Raw genomic sequence first — 17,305 nt, 5'->3', positions numbered from 1 at the left:
CCCGGGATCCGGGCCGCGAGGATCCGTCAGCATCGAGGTTTTCACCGGTCGATGGCGCTCATGTCCGCGTATCGGTCGCCTGCGGGGGTCGGCAGCGACGAGATCCGCGTCAGCTGGTCCGGCGTGAGCGTCACGGCGTCCGCGGCCACGTTCTCGTCGAGGCGCGCGACGCGCTTGGTCCCGGGGATCACGGCGATGTCGTCGCCCTGCGCGAGGATCCACGCGAGCGCCACCTGGGCCGGCGTCGCGTCGAGCTCGCCGGCGACATCCTTCACGGCGTCGACGATCCGCATGTTCTGCGCGAACGCCTCCTCCGCGAAGCGCGGCGACGACGAGCGGTAGTCGGCCGCGGAGAGGTCGGCGGCGCTCGAGATCGCGCCGGTGAGGAAGCCGCGGCCGAGCGGCGAGTACGCGACGAGCCCGATGCCGAGCTCGCGCAGCGCGTCGAGCACGGGGCCCTCGGGGTCGCGGGTCCAGATGGAGTACTCGCTCTGCAGCACCGAGATCGGGTGCACGGCGTGCGCGCGGCGGATCGTGTCGGGCGCGGCCTCGGAGAGCCCCAGGTGCAGGACCTTGCCCTCGTCGACGAGCTCCTTCATCGCGCCGACGGTCTCCTCGATCGGCACGGCCGGGTCGACGCGGTGCTGGTAGAGCACGTCGATGCGGTCGGTCCCGAGGCGCTGCAGCGAGGCCTCGACGGCGATGCGGATGCCCGCGGGCGAGCTGTCCATGCCGCGCTCGTAGTCCTCGGCGTCCTTCCCCGGCGCGTGCCTCAGCAGGCCGAACTTGGTGGCGATCACGACGTCGTCGCGGCGGCCTGCGAGGGCGGATCCGACGAGGCGCTCGTTCGTGAACGGCCCGTACGCCTCGGCGGTGTCGAAGAGCGTGACGCCCTGGTCGACGGCGCGGTGGAGAGTGCGGATCGACTCCGCCTCGTCCTGCCCGTGGCCGTCGTAGAACGCGCTCATGCCCATGCAGCCGAGGCCGATGCGGCCGACGTCGAGGCCCGTGCCGGTGTGGATGTGCTTCATGCGGTGCTCCGTTCTCCTGCGGCCGGATGGGCCGCACTTCGAGCCTAGGCACGCTCCTGTCCGCGACGCGCCGCGTTCACGTCGTGTTTTGAACCACTCAAGGGAACTGTGCTTGACTCGGGCGCATGCCCACCGCCCATGCGCACCACCACGCGCCGCCCCTCGACGCCGACGCCCTGCGCGTCGCGCTCCGCGAGGCGGGACTCCGCGTGACCCGGCCGCGCGTGGCCGTCCTTACGGCGGTCGACGCGCAGCCGCACTCGGACGCCGACGAGGTGCTCCGGGCGGTCAAGGGCGAGCTGCCCGGCACGAGCATCCAGGCGGTCTACGGCGTGCTCGGCGCGCTGCTGGCCGCCGGGCTCGTGCGCCGCATCGAGCCCGCGGGATCATCCGCGCGGTACGAGCGCCGGACGGGCGACAATCACCATCACCTCGTGTGCACAGGTTGCAGGACCATCGTCGACGTGGACTGCGCGGTGGGGGAGTCCCCCTGCCTCACGCCGTCCGACTCGGCGGGATTCCTCGTGGCCAGCGCCGAGGTGACGTACTGGGGCCTGTGCCCCGAATGCCGGACCGCAGCCGCGGATCCCGGTTCCACCGTCGCGACCTAGCGGTCGTCACCGGCCCGCCCCTCGGCCGATCACCCGAGCCAGCACCTCCCCGTTCCACCGCTGACAGGAGAAACACCATGACCGACCAGAAGTACACGACCACCGACTCCGGCGCCCCGGTCGCCAGCGACGAGCACTCGCTCTCCGTCGGGCCCGACGGCGCCATCCCGCTTCACGACCACTACCTCGTCGAGAAGCTCGCGCAGTTCAACCGCGAGCGCATCCCGGAGCGCGTCGTCCACGCCAAGGGCGGCGGGGCGTTCGGCACCTTCCGCGTCACGGGCGACGTGAGCGCGTACACCCGCGCCTCCCTCTTCCAGCCCGGCGCCGAGGTCGAGATGCTCGCGCGCTTCTCCACCGTCGCCGGCGAGCAGGGCAGCCCCGACACGTGGCGCGACCCCCGCGGCTTCGCGCTGAAGTTCTACACGGACGAGGGCAACTACGACCTCGTCGGCAACAACACGCCCGTCTTCTTCATCCGCGACGGGATCAAGTTCCCCGACTTCATCCGCTCGCAGAAGCGCCTGCCGGGCTCGCACCTCCGCGACCACGACATGCAGTGGGACTTCTGGACGCTCTCGCCCGAGTCCGCCCACCAGGTCACGTGGCTCATGGGTGACCGCGGCCTGCCGAGTTCGTGGCGCCACATGGACGGCTTCGGCTCGCACACCTACCAGTGGATCAACGCGGCCGGCGAGCGCTTCTGGGTGAAGTACCACTTCAAGACCCAGCAGGGCATCGAGATCCTCAAGCAGGAGCAGGCCGACCAGATCGCGGGAGAGGACGCCGACTTCCACATCCGCGACCTCACCGAGGCCATCGACCGCGGCGACTACCCGGAGTGGAAGCTCGAGGTGCAGATCATGCCCTACGAGGAGGCGAAGTCGTACCGGTTCAACCCGTTCGACCTCACCAAGGTCTGGTCGCAGAAGGACTACCCGCGCATCGAGGTCGGCACCATGACCCTGAACCGCAACCCGGAGAACTACTTCGCGCAGATCGAGCAGGCCGCGTTCGCGCCGTCGAACTTCGTGCCCGGGATCCAGACCAGCCCCGACAAGATGCTCCTCGCGCGCATCTTCAGCTACGCCGACGCGCACCGCTACCGCGTGGGCACCAACCACGCGCAGCTGCCGGTGAACGCGCCGAAGTCGCCCGTGCACAGCTACTCGAAGGACGGCCAGGGGCGCTACACGTTCCAGGACGCCGGCACGCCGGTCTACGCGCCCAACTCGCACGGTGGCGCGCACGCGGATCCCGCCCGCGCCGCCGAGAGCGCCGGCTGGGAGCAGGACGGCGAGCTCGTCCGCGCGGCCGCCACGCTGCACGCCGAGGACGACGACTTCGTCCAGGCCCGCATGCTCGTCAACGAGTCGATGGACGACGCGCAGCGCGAGCGCCTCGTCGGCAACATCGTAGGCCACGTGAGCAAGGTCACCACGGCCGAGCTGCGCGCCCGCGTCATCCAGTACTGGACGAACGTGGACGGCTGGCTCGGTGCGGCCGTCGCCGCGGGCCTGCCGCCGCTCGCCGGCGACGCGCCCGTCGCCGAGGCCACCCCCGGCCCGACGCGCGACGCCGAGGAGGTCGGTGTCGCGGCTCACTGAGCCGCGGCGGTGACCCGCTGATCGAACGACACGACGCCCGTCCCCTCGGTGAGGGGGCGGGCGTCGTCGTGTCACCAGAGATCGGGAAGACCTCAGTCCCAGGTCGGCAACTTGTCGTGCCATGGATGCGCCGGAGGGAGACCGACTCGCGGATCAGACGCGAGCGCGTGAAATCTTCCGTCGAGGAGTACGGGTGCGGAGGACTGCCCGGATTCGAGGAGATCCCAGCGGCCCTCGTACCGCTCGAACGTCGGTACGGATACACGCGACCGCGCAACGGTGGCGTTGCGTTTGCCTGCTTTGGCCAACGGGTCGAGAAGCCAATCTTGATGTGCCATGTAGGCGGCCGCTGCGATGTGATCGCGGGGAACCACGAAGTAACGAGGCATCAGCGCCTCGTCATCAGGAATCGCGACGAGGACGAAGAACTCGCCATCCTGCTTGGCGGGTTCTTGGGACTTGAGTCCCAGGGGCCAGCTGATGCGCTCGAATCGAGGTCCTCTCGCAGCCTTCACCTGTACCTCGATCATCTGGCGACGTGCATCATCTGCTTTCACCGCCAGGATGTCTGTTCGGGCGATACCGTCCCGAGTCATTGCAGGTGCCCAGCCGCGTCGAGCGAGCTCCGCTGCGACGTAGTGTTCGCCGATGGTCTTGGTCTGCTTCGTGTCAGCCATGCCCTGAGGTTAGGGACGAGTTCTTCCCGCAGGAGCCATTTCGAAATCGAACGCGCACCCAGTCCGAGGGGCATGCGTTCGTCTCTCGCCAGCTCGGCGCGGTCAGGCGAGCGGCAGCTCCATCTCCAGGTCCTTCTGCGTGCGGTCCAGCGCGTACGGCACGCTGCGGCCCGTGAGCGCGAAGCCGCGGCGCTCGTAGTATGCGCGTGCGCGCGCGTTGTCCTCGTGCACCTCGAGGCGGAGCGCCTGCGCGTCCGGGCGGTCGCGAGCCCAGGCGATCACGGCGTCGAGGAGCAGGTCGGTGACGCCCGCGGCGCGACCCCGGGCGTCCGGGGTGATGTAGACGCTCACGAGCATCACGCGCGTGCGGTCGGCCGCCACGAACGCGTTCATCGCGCCGAGCCAGCGGCCGGTCGCGCGCTCGACGGCGACGTAGGCCGTGCTCCCCGGCTGCTCGGAGCGCGCGGTGCGGGCACGCCAATCCGACTCCTTCAGGGCCCGCGCCGTCTCCAGCGTCTCGAGGTAGGCGAGCGGGGTGTCCTCGAGCATCACGAGACGAAGGGTGCGGTACTCGCGCCAGTCCTCGGCGCGCACGCGTCGGATCACGGCCCGGGGCGCGCTCACACCAGCTGTCCGTTCACGTGCAGGTCGCCCGCGGGGAACGCGTCGGCGGGGGAGGTGACGGGCAGGATCATCCAGCCGTGGTCCTGGTGCACGACCTCGGCGGCGCCCAGCAGGGTGAAGCCGTTGTAGTGGCCGGTGCGGTCGGGGAGCGGGATCCAGCCGTGGCGCGCGTAGTACCCGGTGGTGTCCGCGCCCGTCTCGAGGAGGCCGAACGGGACGGCGAGGCGGGCGAGCGCGCCGCGGATCCCGTCGGCGAGCAGCGTGCCGAGGCCCTGCCCCTGCCGCTCCGGGTGCACGGCGACCATGCCGGTGGATCCCATGAGCAGGTCGTCGGCCGGGTCGCCCTCACCGTCACCCAGCTCCACGAACACGCGCCGGAGACCCGCGTGCGCCACGAGCTCGTCGCCGTCGTGCACGAGGATCCGCAGCTCGGGCTGCGCGCCCGCCCAGCTGCGCGCACCGGCGTAGCCCGCGGCGAAGTCGGGGAAGGCGCGGGCCAGGAGCGCCGCGATCCCCTCGTGGTCGGCGACGTCGAGCGCGCCCTCGCGGACGACGGAGAGGCGGGGTCCCATGGGTCGAGGGTATCGGCCGGTCACGGGGGTGTCCGGGCCCGGCCGCGGCCCGGTCGCGCGGCCCGCCCGCCCGTAGGGTGGAGCGCATGACCACCCCGCAGTCCGTCTGGCAGGACAAGCTCGGCCGCCTCTCCATCCGCTGCGTGCAGATCCTGGCGGTCCTCGTGGTCGCCATCGCGATCGTGTACGCCGCCATCTCGCTCAAGCTCGTCGTGATCCCGGTGATCATCGCGCTGATCCTCGCCTGCGCCGTGCGGCCGATGGTGCTGTGGATGGAGCGCCGTGGCGTCCCCGACGCGCTCGCCGCGGCCATCGCGCTCCTCACGGGCCTCGTGCTCTTCGGCGGGGCGATCACGGCCGTGGTCTTCGGCGTGCAGAGCCAGTGGCCGACGCTCGTGAAGGCCACGAGCGAGGGCGTCGACCAGCTGCAGGCGTTCATCCAGGAGGGCGGGCTGCCGATCGACTCGGCGCAGATCGACTCCTTCCGCCAGCAGGCCGTGGACTTCCTCACCAGCAGCCAGTTCGGCTCCGGCGCCATCGCGGGCGTCTCCGCCGCCGCCGAGGTCGTCACCGGCGCGATCCTCGGGCTCGTCGTCTTCTTCTACTTCGTCAAGGACGGGCCGCAGATCTGGGCCTTCTTCATCCGCCCGTTCCGCGGCCGCGGCCGGAAGCGCGCCGTGCGCGTGGGCCACGAGGGCTCGAAGGTGCTCGGCGGCTACATCCGCGGCACGGCGACGGTTGCGCTGGTCGACACGGTGTTCATCGGGGCGGGCCTGTTCATCCTCGGCGTGCCGCTGGCGCTGCCGCTGTCGCTCGTGGTCTTCATCGGCGCGTTCGTGCCGATCGTCGGCGCGACCGTCGCGGGCATCCTCGCGGCGCTCGTCGCGCTCGTGACCAATGACCTGACGACGGCGATCATCGTCGTCGCCATCGTGATCATCGTGAACCAGCTCGAGGGGAACTTCCTGCAGCCCGTCGTGCTCGGCAATGCCCTCAAGCTGCACGGCCTCGTGGTGCTGCTGGCATTGACCGCCGGCACGATCCTCGGCGGGATCGTCGGCGCGATCCTGTCGGTGCCGCTCACCGCGGTCGCCTGGACGGCATGGAAGATCATCATGGAGCCCGACGAGGAGGAGCCAGAGCCGCCGGCACCTGCGCCGCTCGAACCCGTGAGGAAGGCGGCGCGCGGCCTCACCGCGAGGCTCACGGGCCGCACCGCCACCACCACCCGCGCCGAGCGATGAGCGCCACCGGCGCCGCGTCGAGCCTCCAGCGCTCGCCCGGCTTCGCCGTGGCCGCGCGCCTCGGGCACGCGGTCAACGGCCTGCTGCACCTGCTGATCGGCGTGGTCGCGTTCCGCCTCGCGACGGGCGGCGGCGGCGAGGCCGACCAGTCCGGCGCGCTCGGCTCCATCGCGGGTTCGCCCGGCGGACGCGTGCTCCTCTGGATCGTCGTGGTCGGCCTCCTCGGGCTCGGCCTCTGGCAGCTCGTCGAGACCGTGCTCGCGCGCGGCGAGGACGCCAAGCGCACCTGGGCGGCGCGCGCCAAGGAGCTCGGCAAGGCCGTCGCGTACCTGGCGATCGCGGCCACCGCGCTGCGCTTCGCGACGGGCGGATCCAGCGACTCCTCCGAGCAGACGCAGTCCATCAGCGCGCGGCTCCTCGAGGCTCCCGGCGGCGTCGTGCTGCTCGTGGTCCTCGGGCTCGCCGTCGTCGCGGTCGGCGTCTACTTCGGGTTCAAGGGCGCGACGAAGCGCTTCCGCGAGGACCTGGCCGTGCCGGCGGGGTCGCTCGGGCGCGGCATCACGGCGCTCGGCGTCGCGGGCTACGTCGCCAAGGGCGTCGCGCTCGTCGCGGTCGGCGTGCTGTTCGTCGTCGGCGCGGTCACGGCCGACCCGAGCCGCGCCACGGGTCTCGACGGCGCGCTCCAGTCGCTCGCGGGGCTGCCCGCGGGCGTCGCCGTGCTCGCGATCACGGGCCTCGGCCTCATCGCGTACGGCCTGTACTGCGGCGCCCGCGCGCGCTACGCGAAGCTGTGACGGAGCGTCCGGGCGTCGCGATCGACGGCGTGCGGCCGGATGAGGTGCACGTGGTGCGGGTCTTCGCGGACGCGGACGGGCGGCACGGCAACGAGCTCGGGATCGTGCTCGCCTCGCCGCGCACCGACGGTCGGGAGCTCGCGATCGCACAGGCGCTCGGCTTCAGCGAGACGGTGTTCGTCGACGCGGTGGATGCGCCGGGCGCGGATCCGCGGGGCGCGTCGATCCGCATCCTCACGCCCGCGCGGGAGCTGGCCTTCGCCGGGCACCCGACCGTCGGCACCGCCTGGTGGCTGGCGGCGCGCGGCGTGCCGGCCGACCACCTGCGCGTGCCCGCCGGGATCGTGCGCGTCGCCCGCGCCGGCGACGAGGTGCGCGTCACCGCCGATCCCGACTGGGGCCCGGAGTTCACGTGGCAGGAGCACCCGACAGCCGACGCGCTCCGCGGCCTCGTCGCCCACGCCGTGGACCCCTGGGTCGACCACCTCTACGCCTGGGCCTGGACGGACGAGGCCGCGGGCGAGGTGCGGGCGCGCATGTTCGCCCCCGCGCTCGGCGTCCCCGAGGACGAGGCGACGGGATCCGCTGCGCTCCGGCTCACGGCGCGCCTCGGCCGCGACCTCCGCATCACCCAGGGCCGCGGCAGCGTGCTCGTCACGCGCCTGCTCGCCGACGGCCGGGCCGAGGTCGGCGGCCGCTCGGTGCACGACCGCGTGATGCCGCTGCCCTGACTGTCGCGTCCGCTCTAGATCTTGATGAATCAGGATCGTCGCCACCAGGGGCTGGCGGCGAGCTGCTGCCTCGACATCAGGGGCTTACATGGCGCGCGTGAGAGGCCATGGCCAGCACATCGACGGGCGGGGTTCCTGTCAACGCCCGTGAAGCGTTCACCAGGTCATCTTGTGCATGATCCGCGAGCGGTCCTGCCCGGAGGCGTACCGTCGCTGCCGAACCGCGGCGTTGCGGTTCTCAGCTGCCACAAAAGGCAATCATGTCAAAGAACTCCGAACACGCCAGCGGTCACCCTGATGAAGAGCTCGGCCTCCATGCTCGCTCCTTCGAACGAGGGCGGCCCAGACGAAGGGGGTCGGTCGTCCTCGCGATGATCTTGTCGCTTCTATTCATCGGCGCGGTGACACCCTCCGCAATGGCCGCAGAGTCTCCTACCTCCGACCTGTACAACGTGACCGTCGGAAGCGCGACAACCACTCTCCACGAGGGAGAGAGCGTCACATACAGGATGACGAGCATCGCAGGCACGTCGGGCACGATCTCGTCAGATGTCGTCTATCCCGGGGATTCCGGGACGATCACTGTCACTGCGAACAGAGGCGTATACCATTACGCGGTCGACATGTCTGTCCCGGCCACCAACTTCGCCGGGAGGTTCAGCGTCACTGACCTCACGAGTGGATTCGGCGGGGGCTCGACCCCCGTCCTCTTCTTTGAGGGGGACGTGCCGACGAGCCGATTGACAGGCCACCTGTACTCCGGCACGCTCACAGGCGAGGCCTTCTTTGCCGGGGTCCCTGTCGCGACCACTGGCCCCAACAACACTTTGTACACATGCTGCTGACGGCGCCTCGACCGGAACCACGGCGATCGCCTGCGAAACTCTGTTGGTGTGACGAATTCGGAAGGAGAGCGCATGAGCGTTGATTCATTGGACACAGTGGCGGAATTGCGTCGCCTCGTTGCAGAGGGCCGTATCTCCATCGGCTCGTTATCGACGGTGACCGGCATCTCGAACGCTCTGCTCCTCCGACTCACGAGTGCCTCGGCCGGAGAAGAGCCGGGCATCACCTCGAGTGCGAAGCTCCTCACGGCCGAGGAGATGGCCCGTGTGAGTCAACTCGTCGCACGCCTGACCGCGGGCCTGAACATCGACGACGACATCCGATTGCGATCAATCATCGAGACGCTGACGCACACGCTGCAGTTGACCCCGACGAACATAGCGTCCCTGACGGGAATCGATGTCGCCGATGTCGCAGCTTCCCTGCACGATCCCCAGCAGGTCGCAGCGGACACCAGGTACGCCCTTGCTATTCGTGCGTCGTATCTCCTCCACACCATGGGCGACGCGGCACCGTCACCGGATCGCGTGTGAAGCCCGCCTAGCTGCATGGGCACGTAGGCACGTGCGCCCGCTCCCATACAGCTAGGCACAGAGACTGTCTACATTGTGAGCGAGTATCAACTGGAGGACCCGAGGGTCTCCGCGTCCTCGCCCGTCGTCGGCTCCTCGCGCGGCACGACGAGGATCTCGGAGATCCGCCGCCGGTCGAGCGCCGTGACCTGCAGGGTCACGCCGTCGACCTCGACCGTGTCGCCGACCTGCGCGAGCCGGCCGAGGTTCTCGATGACGAAGCCCGCGACCGTGTCCGACGCGGAGTCGGGCAGCTTCACGCCCGTCGCCTCCTCGAAGTCCTGGACGTTGAGGCGGCCGTCGATCGTGCCGCCGTCCTCGGCGAGGTCCCGCGCGGCCGAGTCCGTGTCGTACTCGTCGAAGATCTCGCCCACGACCTCCTCCACGAGGTCCTCGAGCGTGACGATGCCGTCGGTGCCGCCGTACTCGTCCACGATCACGGCGATCTGGTGGCCCTCGGCGCGCATCATCGTGAGCGTCGGCAGCACGCGCGCGGTCGCCGGGAGGTACGGGATCGGGCGGAGGATCTCGGAGACGGGCCGCTCCGGATCCGCCGCGATGGCCTGGTAGAGGTCGCGCACGTGCACGAAGCCGATGACGTCGTCGATGGTCTTGTCGACGACCGGGTAGCGCGAGTACGGCCGGTCCTGCACGTCGATCCCCGCCTCGCGGACCGTGCCGGTGCCGTCGAGCGCGGCGATCTCGGGCCGCGGCTTCATCACCTCGCTGAGCTGGCGGTGGCGGAGCGAGAGCACGTCGTCGAGGATCCGGCGCTCGTCGTCGGGGAGGCCCTCGTGGCTGGAGACGATGTCGCGGAGCTCCTCCTCGCTCATCTCCTCGCCGGTCTTGTGCGGGTCGCCGCCGAGGAGGCGCACGACCACGTTCGTCGAGGCGGAGAGCAGCCAGATCACCGGGCGCATCAGGACCGCGAAGCCGTTCAGCACGGGCGCGACGCCGTACGCGAAGCCGGCGTTGCGCTGGATGGCGAGGCGCTTGGGCGCCAGCTCGCCGAGCACGAGCGACAGGTAGGCGATCACCAGCGTGAGCAGGAGCGTCGCGATCGTGGACGCGAGGCCGGACTCCAGGCCCCACGACTCGAGCACCGGGACCACGGACGGCGCGATCGACGAGGCGCCGTACGCGGCGGACGCGAAGCCGGCGACGGTCACGCCGATCTGCACGGCCGCGAGGAAGGTGTTGGGGTTCCGGGCGAGCGCGGCCACCTTCTCGCCGCGGCGTCCGCGGGCGGCGAGGGCGTTGAGCTGACCTTCGCGGAGGGTGACGAGCGCCATCTCGGTGGCGGCGAACACGCCGCCGACGAGGACGAACACGACGACCAGGACGATGTTGAGGAGGAGGTCGCCGTTCACGAGCGGGGGCCGGTCGGGCGGGCGCCGGTCGAGGAGGTGGCGCGGATCCTGCTGAGGGGCGCGATGGCGCGGAGGGTGCGGGGCGTGCCCGGGGTCGTCCGGGCGCCGGGACTGTGGCTGTCGGGAGCGGGCTCCCGCGCGGTTCTGTGCATGGATCGAGGGTAGTGGAGCAGGTGGGGAAATAGCCCGGGTCGTGGTCGGGCGGCGGCCGTGCCCTACGGTCGGGGCATGGATCACACAGCGCTCGACGGGTCGTGGCTCGGCAGCTCCGGGTGGGTCACGCTCGCCCTCGTGAACGCGGGGCTCGCGGAGCAGAAGGGCCGATCCCGGTGGAACTGGTTCCTCGTCTCGATCGTCCTCGGGCCGATCGCGACGTTCTTCATCGTGACGTGGGAGCGCGTGCCCGAGCATCCCGACACGACGCCGGCGGAGGGCCTGACGAACGGGCTCCTCGCGGTGGGCATCGGGCTCGCGGCGGCGGCCGTCGTCGGCGTGGTGGTGGCGGGGATCGGCGGTGAGTCGGGCGTGTGGGTCTTCTCAGCCGCGCTCGCGCTCGTCGCGGCGGTCTTCCTCGTCCTCCACGTCCTCGCGCGCCGGCGCTGGGCGGCGCTGCAGGCGGCACGGGATCGGAGCCCCGAGGTCTGAGCCGGCCCTGCCCTGGCGGTCGACCGCTCAGCCGGTCGTCGAGCCCCGCGCGTCCGAGATGAGCACGTCGGCGGAGGCGCGCGGCGCGAAGCCGGCGTCGAAGTCGCGCTCGTCGGGGATCCAGACGTCGCGCCACAGCGCATCGTGGTCGCGGCCGAGCCGCGCATCGCGCGACATGCCGCGGGCCGATGCCGTCGCGAGGTCCACGTCGCACCAGACGGCCAGGTCGATCCACGGTCGCGCCTCGGGGTGCAGAAGGCCGATGAGGTCGACCACCAGGACATCCGTCTCGGGCAGCGGCTCCGGGTCGCCCAGCTCGCGCCGGCTCCAGTCGTAGCGGCGGAACGCACCGCCGCGGCCGGAGCGGAGCGGATCCAGCACCTCGTCCACCAGCCGGAGCCGGCCGACGCCGTCCCAGTCGGGGGATCGGCGGTGCGAGCGGGACGGGTCGAGGAAGTCGTCGCCGCGCAGGCGGACGGACCCGGGGATCGCGGTGGTGAGGAGACGGGCGAGCGTGGACTTGCCGGACCCGCCGTGGCCCGAGACGCCGACGACGAGCGGTCGCTCCGCGACTGTGCGGAGGGCGGCCACGTGCCGGGCGAGCTCGCTGGCGTCCATCCGGCGAGCGTAGGGCGTCGAGGTGCGCCGCCACGCTCCCGGACGGATGCGCCCGTCAGCCGCGCAGCCGCGGGTAGGCGGCCAGCGTCGGAGCGTGGCGCGCGCTCGTGAGGAGGAAGCGGTCGCCGAACCCGCGCACGGGCCGCGACGCCGCTACCCGCACGGCGCCGCGCAGCACCCGCTGCCCGACCGCCGACGACGGGTGCGTGAGCCGCGCGCCACCCGGCGGCAGGCCCTGCGCGCTGTCGGCGTAGCGGCGGAGCTGCCCCTCGTAGCGCGCGAACGCGGCGGCGAAGGTGTCGCCCGTGTCCGCGAGCGCGCGTCCCAGCTCGCCCGCGAGCACGTGCGCGGCGACCAGCGAGAGGGTCGTGCCCATGCCCGTGGGGCCGGATCCCCACGCCGCGTCGCCGAGGAGCGCGATGCGCCCCTTCGACCACGTCGAGACGACCACCTGCTCCATGCGCTGCGTGTAGGACTCGTCCGGACGGGCCTGGAAGCCGTCGAGGATCCGCTCGACCTGCCAGCCCGCGCCGCGGAAGCGCGCGCGGAGCACGGTCATCTGCGCGTCGAACGGGAGCTGCTCGAAGCCGGACGGCTCCGACTCGAACGAGAGGCTCGCGCGGATCGTCCCCTCGTCGTCCGGCCGGATGGTGGCGTTGCGCGCGCCGCGTCCCGTGAGGAAGTCCCAGTAGCCGGTGTCGGCCGGGATCCGGTCGATCGTCCCGTACGCGATGCTCACGCCGTGGTCGCGGAGGGTGGTCTCCTCGGCGAACGCCAGCCGACGCGTGCGGGAGCTGCGGCCCTCGGCCACGAGCAGGAGGTCGTAGCGCTCGCGGGATCCGCTCGCGAGCTCGACGTCGACCCCCGTCGCGTCCTGCTGCACGCCGGTCACGAAGTCGCCGTAGCGGAGCTCGACGTCGTCGCGCACGAGGTCGACGAGGATCCCCGCGAACCGTCCGCGGAGGATCTCCACCTCGGCCGTCGGCCCGTCCTCGCCCTCCGCGCGCGGGAAGGTCGCGAGGACGCGGCCCTCCTCGTCGACGAAGCGCGTGCCGTCCTCGCCGGTGAGGTTCGCCATGACGACGTCCTCGATGCCCATGCGCCGGAGGACGTCGCGGCCGAGGCTGCGCACGTCGATGTTCTGCCCGGCCTGGCGCTGCTCGGCCGAGCGCTCGAGGAGGGTCACGTCGAAGCCCTCGCGGTGCAGGCCCCAGGCGAGCGCCGGTCCGGCGATGCTGGCTCCGGTCACGAGGACCCTCGGGCGGTGATGGGTGGTGTCGGCCATGCGGTGATCTCCTCGTGTCGTCGAGCTGCCCCGGGATGCCGAACGCGAGTAGACTCTATGGCCTAGATGCTTCACGGTGGAGTATTCTCTACGACTCGGAGGATCACGACATGTCCCACACCATCGCCGTCCCGGGGGACCGCTCCGAGGTGCTCGAGCAGCTGCGGGACTACACGACCGCGTTCGACGACTCGGTGCGGCAGCTGGCCGCGGCCGTCGGGCTGCCCACGACGGACACGACGGCGCTGGCCGAGATCATCTGGGCGGAGACGGCCGACCGCGCGCTGTCGCCGGCACGCCTGTCGGAGCGCCTCCACCTGACGTCGGGGGCCACGACCGCGCTCATCAACCGGCTGGAGGGCGGCGGGCACATCGGGCGGAGCCGGGAGGTCGCCGATCGGCGGGTGGTCACGCTGCGGCCGACGGCCGCGTCCCGGGCGCGCGTGATGGCCGTGCTGCAGGGCGCGCAGGTCGAGGTCGACCGGGCGCTCGACGGGTTCACCGCCGAGCAGCTCCGCACGGCGGCGGCCGTCATCCGGGCGATCACGGACGGCACCGCCGCGGGGACGCGCGGGATGGCGGGCGGCGGCGCGACCGGATCCTGAGCCCGCCGGGGGACCGGCGCGCGCTCAGCGCGCGGGCACGCAGGGGCTGTCGCACCCCGCGTCGCGCCGGCGCTCGAGCTCCCGCTCGCGCGCCCGCTCCAGCAGCGACACGTGCAGGTACCCCGCGTAGCCGCCCGGCGTGCGCCCCTCGCGGCGGCTCGAGGTGAGCACCTCGCCGGCCGCCGACGCCGTGATCCGCGCGTCGAGCGCCCGGAGCCGGCCGACGAGGTCGACGTCCTCGTGCTCCGCGACGGCCGGGAACCCGCCGGCCGCGACGTAGGCGTCGGCGCGCACGCCGAGGTTCGCGCCGTGCACGTGCCCGTTGGCGTGGCCGGGCACGCGGGTGGCGCGCCAAGCCGCGACCTGATCCGGGCTGAGGTCCTCCAGCTCGGGGCGGACCGTGCCGACGACCACGTCGCTCCCGGCATCCGCGAGCTCGAGCTGGCTGGTGATCCACGCGGGCGGCACCGCGGAGTCGGCGTCGGTGCACGCGATCCAGTGCTCGGCGTCGTCGCCGTCCCAGCCCGCGCGGGCCGCGTCGACCCCCTGCGCGCGGGCGGCGCCCACGCGCCCGGCCGCGCTCTCGATGACCTCGACGCCCGCGGCGCGCGCGACCTCCGCGGTGCGGTCCCGGCAGTCGTCGGCCACGAGGATCACGCGCACGCGCACCCCTGCCGCGCGCGCCCGGGACGCGGCGACCTCGACCGACGCGAGGCAGCGGCCCACCAGCTCCTCCTCGTCGCGCGCGGGGATGACGACCGTGACCGCGCGGATCCGAGGGGCCGGCTCCGACCCGACCGCCGCGGCCGACCCGCCCGTCACCGCAGCCCCGTGCGGGTCGCGACCGAGCGCGGATCCGCCGACAGCACCTCGAGCAGGAAGTCGTCCTCCTCGTGCCGCATCAGCACGTGCAGGCCGGGGACGGCCGCGAGGCGCGCGTGCACCTCGTCGCCCGTGCGCCGGAAGTCGCCCTCCGGGTGCCGCCAGTGGCAGGCGACCAGGGTGCCCGTGGCGCCGAGGGCGCCGGGCAGCGCGGCGAGCACGCGGTCGAAGGCGGCGTCGTCGAGGTAGTAGCCGACCTCGCTCATCACGACGAGGTCGAAGGCGCCGTCCGGCCAGTCGTCGCCCACGTCGCGCACCTCGAGGCGCACGTGCGGCGCGTCGGCGAGGCGGACGCGCGCCCGCTCGACCGCGGTCGGCGCGACGTCCACCGCGAGCAGCTCGTCCACGCGCTCGGCGAGGCCGGCCGTCGTGACGCCGATCGAGCAGCCGATCTCCAGCGCCCGGCCGTACCGCTCGTCGGGCAGGGCCGCGAGGGTGGCGAGGCGCTTGCGGCGCTCGTACCAGCGGGTCGTGACGCGCCAGGGATCCTCGGCCCGGGCGTACGCGGCGTCGAAGCGCTCCGCGGCGGAGGGCGTCGCGGGCGCGTCCTCGCCCACGATCAGGACCTCCCGGTCGCGGTCGGCGTGCCGGAGGAAGCCGGGCTGGAGCACGGCCGCGTCCTCGGGGGCGTCGGAGAGGGGATCCACCTGGCTGGCGTGCGCACGGATCGCCGCCCGCTTGGCCTCCCGCAGGTGCGCGTCGAGCGGCAGCGCGCGCATCGCGGCCCACGGCACGCGGGCGTCGTCGGGCGTCGCCCAGTGCCACATCCAGACCGGGTACTCGACGAGCCGGATCCCGCGCTCGGCGGCCAGCGCGCCCACGAGCTCGGCGACCACCTCGCCCGTGACGCGGTGGTCCCGGTGCCCGTCGCCGCGCCAGGGAGCGGCGACCCACGTGCCCGGCGCGGCGTCGGCGAGGAGCGCGGCGAGGTCGTCGCGCACGGCGTCGCGGCGCTCGCGGATCCCGCCGTCGGGGTGGCCGAGGAGAACGAGCCGGGCGTCGGGCGCGACCGCGTCGAGGGCGGCGCGGGCCTCCTGGCGGCGGAGGGCGACGAGCTCGTCGGGCGTGTGGGTAGGGGATCCGGGGTGCGAGGCGGCGCCGTCCGTCACGATCACGAGGGTCACCGGCACGCCGCGCGCGGCCGCCGAGGCCATCAGCCCCGCGGCGCCGATCGACTCGTCGTCGGCGTGCGCGGAGACCACGAGGAGCGCGGCCATCCCGGAGAGGTCGGGGGCGGCGAGCGCGTCCCAGCGCGGATCCGCGTCCCAGGCGCCCGCGTCGGTGCCGGACTCGCGCGCGTCGAAGGCGACGCCCGTCGTGGCGGTCGCGGCGGAATCGGTCGCGGACGGCGCCGCGGACGACCGCGCTCGGCCGTCCGCGTCCGGGTCCGCCGCCCGCCGCCTGGCCGCCTCCGCGAGCGCGCCACCCAGCGAGGCGTCGTCGCGCTCGGCGTGGTGCTGCCGCACGTACAGCCCCAGGTCGGCCACGCGCTTGGCGTGATCCGCGTCCTGCGCGAGCGGGGCCGGCCCGAGCGCGTGCGCGACGTGCGTCAGCGTCTCGTCCACGGCCCGCGCGACGACGGCGCGCACGCGCTTCGCGAGCAGGCGCCCCTCCTCGCCCGAGGCGAGCCCGCGGTCGACCAGGCCGGCGGCCTCGGCGAGGGACGCGCGCGCGCCGTCGAGCGCCGCGTCGACCGCGCCCAGGTGCATGAGCAGCAGGCGGTCGGCGCCCTCGCGGGACGCCGCGCGGATCAGCGTGCGCGCCAGCCCGACCGCGCCGCCGTACCAGCAGGCCGCGACCTGGATGCCGCCCCAGTGGAACCCGGGCCGCTCGAGGTACCAGCCGGGCGCGCCCACGCGCCGCGCCGTCACGTCGTGCATGCGCAGCGGCCCGCTCGGGACCTCCACGAGCCCGCGGGCGACCCACGCGCCGGGCACGACCTCGACGCCGGGCTGGCGGAGGTCGACGGCGAAGAGGCCGCGCGAGCCGTCATCGACGGTGGCGGTGATGAGCGCGTGCGTCAGCGACCCGGCGAGCGAGCACCACGGCTTGGTCCCGGACAGCCGCACCGCGTCGGACGCGCGCGCGTCCGCCACGGCCGTCAGCGGATCCCCGCCGCCCTCGGCCGCGAACACGCCCCACGTGCGCGGCTCGGCGTCGCCCTCGCGCGCGGTGCCGGTGCCGCCGGTGCCGGTGCCGGTGCCGCCCGCGGCGTCGCGCTCCTGGTCGAGGATCGCGAGCGCGTCCAGGTGCGGCTCGACCGTGCGGGCGAGGCCCAGGTCGGCGGCGGCGAGCGTCGCGAGCGCCTCCCAGAGGTCCGCCGTGCCGCCCGCGCCCGGCCGGGCACCGCCGTCGCCGAGCGCGACGGCGAGCGCCAGCGCCCGCTCGGTCGTCCAGCCCGCCCCCGGGGGCGTCGCCGCGAGCGCCTCGCGCACGCGGGAGACGGCCGGCCCGGCGGCGTCGTCACCCGGCGGCACCGCGCCGGAGGCGAGGCGGACGCGCGCCGGGGCGGTCGCGTCGGGGGTGGATGCGGGCAGGGGACCGGATGTCACGGGGAGGGGCGCCAAATCGTCGAGGGGTCGTCCGGGCGG

The 17,305-nt window shown here is 73.2% G+C and carries 19 protein-coding genes; 9 read left to right on the top strand and 10 right to left on the bottom strand.

The window, feature by feature from the left end:
• Positions 1-41 precede the first annotated feature (41 nt).
• Positions 42-1,031: an aldo/keto reductase gene (locus tag B5P21_RS13310; protein WP_045526876.1), complete on the bottom strand. Its 990-nt coding sequence runs from the start codon at positions 1,029-1,031 to the stop codon at positions 42-44.
• A 125-nt stretch (positions 1,032-1,156) separates the two neighbouring features.
• On the opposite strand from B5P21_RS13310, the gene B5P21_RS13305 reads away from it, so the two are divergent.
• Positions 1,157-1,642: a Fur family transcriptional regulator gene (locus tag B5P21_RS13305; RefSeq protein WP_045526877.1), complete on the top strand. Its 486-nt coding sequence runs from the start codon at positions 1,157-1,159 to the stop codon at positions 1,640-1,642.
• 77 nt (positions 1,643-1,719) lie between these two features.
• Entirely contained in the window at positions 1,720-3,249 is a 1,530-nt protein-coding gene (locus B5P21_RS13300) for a catalase (RefSeq protein ID WP_045526878.1), read from the top strand.
• A gap of 92 nt (positions 3,250-3,341) precedes the next feature.
• On the opposite strand, the gene B5P21_RS13295 is transcribed toward B5P21_RS13300, so the two are convergent.
• The 3 genes from B5P21_RS13295 to B5P21_RS13285 all read right to left on the bottom strand — a co-directional run bounded on the left by B5P21_RS13295 (position 3,342) and on the right by B5P21_RS13285 (position 5,122).
• Entirely contained in the window at positions 3,342-3,926 is a 585-nt protein-coding gene (locus tag B5P21_RS13295; RefSeq protein WP_094171258.1) for a hypothetical protein, read from the bottom strand.
• A 102-nt stretch (positions 3,927-4,028) separates the two neighbouring features.
• Positions 4,029-4,550, bottom strand: a complete 522-nt coding sequence (locus B5P21_RS13290) for a GNAT family N-acetyltransferase (protein ID WP_246865296.1) — start codon at positions 4,548-4,550, stop codon at positions 4,029-4,031.
• Entirely contained in the window at positions 4,547-5,122 is a 576-nt protein-coding gene (locus tag B5P21_RS13285; RefSeq protein ID WP_236688789.1) for a GNAT family N-acetyltransferase, read from the bottom strand. Before B5P21_RS13285 ends, B5P21_RS13290 begins: the two co-directional genes overlap by 4 nt.
• Before the next feature lie 86 nt (positions 5,123-5,208).
• Between B5P21_RS13285 and B5P21_RS13280 the strand changes: the two genes are divergently transcribed.
• The 5 genes from B5P21_RS13280 (at position 5,209) to B5P21_RS13260 (ending at position 9,270) form a co-directional block, all read left to right on the top strand.
• Positions 5,209-6,366 (top strand): AI-2E family transporter, encoded by a 1,158-nt coding sequence (locus B5P21_RS13280; protein WP_045526880.1) that lies wholly within the window; start codon positions 5,209-5,211, stop codon positions 6,364-6,366.
• Positions 6,363-7,160, top strand: a complete 798-nt coding sequence (locus tag B5P21_RS13275; RefSeq protein WP_045526881.1) for a DUF1206 domain-containing protein — start codon at positions 6,363-6,365, stop codon at positions 7,158-7,160. The genes B5P21_RS13280 and B5P21_RS13275 overlap by 4 nt, the downstream gene beginning before the upstream one ends.
• On the top strand, positions 7,157-7,891 hold the full coding sequence (locus B5P21_RS13270) for a PhzF family phenazine biosynthesis protein (protein WP_094171257.1): 735 nt from the start codon (positions 7,157-7,159) through the stop codon (positions 7,889-7,891). Before B5P21_RS13275 ends, B5P21_RS13270 begins: the two co-directional genes overlap by 4 nt.
• 260 nt (positions 7,892-8,151) lie before the next feature.
• The gene (locus B5P21_RS13265) at positions 8,152-8,736 is read left to right on the top strand and encodes a hypothetical protein (RefSeq protein ID WP_133064195.1); all 585 of its coding nucleotides are present in this window, start codon (positions 8,152-8,154) and stop codon (positions 8,734-8,736) included.
• Positions 8,737-8,808: 72 nt separating this feature from the next.
• Entirely contained in the window at positions 8,809-9,270 is a 462-nt protein-coding gene (locus B5P21_RS13260; RefSeq protein ID WP_045526883.1) for an HTH domain-containing protein, read from the top strand.
• A gap of 86 nt (positions 9,271-9,356) precedes the next feature.
• Here B5P21_RS13260 and B5P21_RS13255 read toward each other — a convergent pair whose 3' ends face one another.
• Positions 9,357-10,679, bottom strand: coding sequence for a hemolysin family protein (locus B5P21_RS13255; protein WP_094171256.1), 1,323 nt, complete (start codon positions 10,677-10,679; stop codon positions 9,357-9,359).
• A complete protein-coding gene (locus B5P21_RS16890; protein WP_158385370.1) occupies positions 10,676-10,831 on the bottom strand; it encodes a hypothetical protein in 156 nt (51 codons plus the stop codon). The genes B5P21_RS13255 and B5P21_RS16890 overlap by 4 nt, the downstream gene beginning before the upstream one ends.
• A gap of 76 nt (positions 10,832-10,907) precedes the next feature.
• Between B5P21_RS16890 and B5P21_RS13250 the strand changes: the two genes are divergently transcribed.
• Entirely contained in the window at positions 10,908-11,324 is a 417-nt protein-coding gene (locus B5P21_RS13250) for a hypothetical protein (protein WP_094171255.1), read from the top strand.
• 27 nt (positions 11,325-11,351) lie between these two features.
• Here the strand turns inward: B5P21_RS13250 and B5P21_RS13245 are convergent, their stop codons facing one another.
• The gene (locus B5P21_RS13245) at positions 11,352-11,942 is read right to left on the bottom strand and encodes a uridine kinase family protein (protein ID WP_045526887.1); all 591 of its coding nucleotides are present in this window, start codon (positions 11,940-11,942) and stop codon (positions 11,352-11,354) included.
• Between the two features lie 55 nt (positions 11,943-11,997).
• Positions 11,998-13,227 carry an FAD-dependent monooxygenase gene (locus tag B5P21_RS13240; RefSeq protein WP_045526889.1) on the bottom strand — a complete coding sequence of 410 codons (1,230 nt, stop codon included), beginning with the start codon at positions 13,225-13,227 and terminating at the stop codon, positions 11,998-12,000.
• A 110-nt stretch (positions 13,228-13,337) separates the two neighbouring features.
• Here B5P21_RS13240 and B5P21_RS13235 point away from each other — a divergent pair, with 110 nt between their 5' ends.
• On the top strand, positions 13,338-13,832 hold the full coding sequence (locus tag B5P21_RS13235; RefSeq protein WP_045526891.1) for a MarR family winged helix-turn-helix transcriptional regulator: 495 nt from the start codon (positions 13,338-13,340) through the stop codon (positions 13,830-13,832).
• 24 nt (positions 13,833-13,856) lie between these two features.
• Here B5P21_RS13235 and B5P21_RS13230 read toward each other — a convergent pair whose 3' ends face one another.
• Together B5P21_RS13230 and B5P21_RS13225 are read right to left on the bottom strand one after the other, a co-directional pair.
• Positions 13,857-14,654, bottom strand: coding sequence for a glycosyltransferase family 2 protein (locus tag B5P21_RS13230; RefSeq protein ID WP_045526893.1), 798 nt, complete (start codon positions 14,652-14,654; stop codon positions 13,857-13,859).
• On the bottom strand, positions 14,651-17,266 hold the full coding sequence (locus B5P21_RS13225) for a PIG-L family deacetylase (RefSeq protein WP_246865295.1): 2,616 nt from the start codon (positions 17,264-17,266) through the stop codon (positions 14,651-14,653). The genes B5P21_RS13230 and B5P21_RS13225 overlap by 4 nt, the downstream gene beginning before the upstream one ends.
• Positions 17,267-17,305: the final 39 nt, after the last annotated feature.

This window comes from Clavibacter michiganensis subsp. insidiosus (assembly GCF_002240565.1).
Lineage (GTDB): Bacteria > Actinomycetota > Actinomycetes > Actinomycetales > Microbacteriaceae > Clavibacter > Clavibacter insidiosus.
The sequence above is the reverse complement of the archived record's forward strand: the minus strand, read 5'-3'. Positions and strand labels throughout refer to the sequence as shown.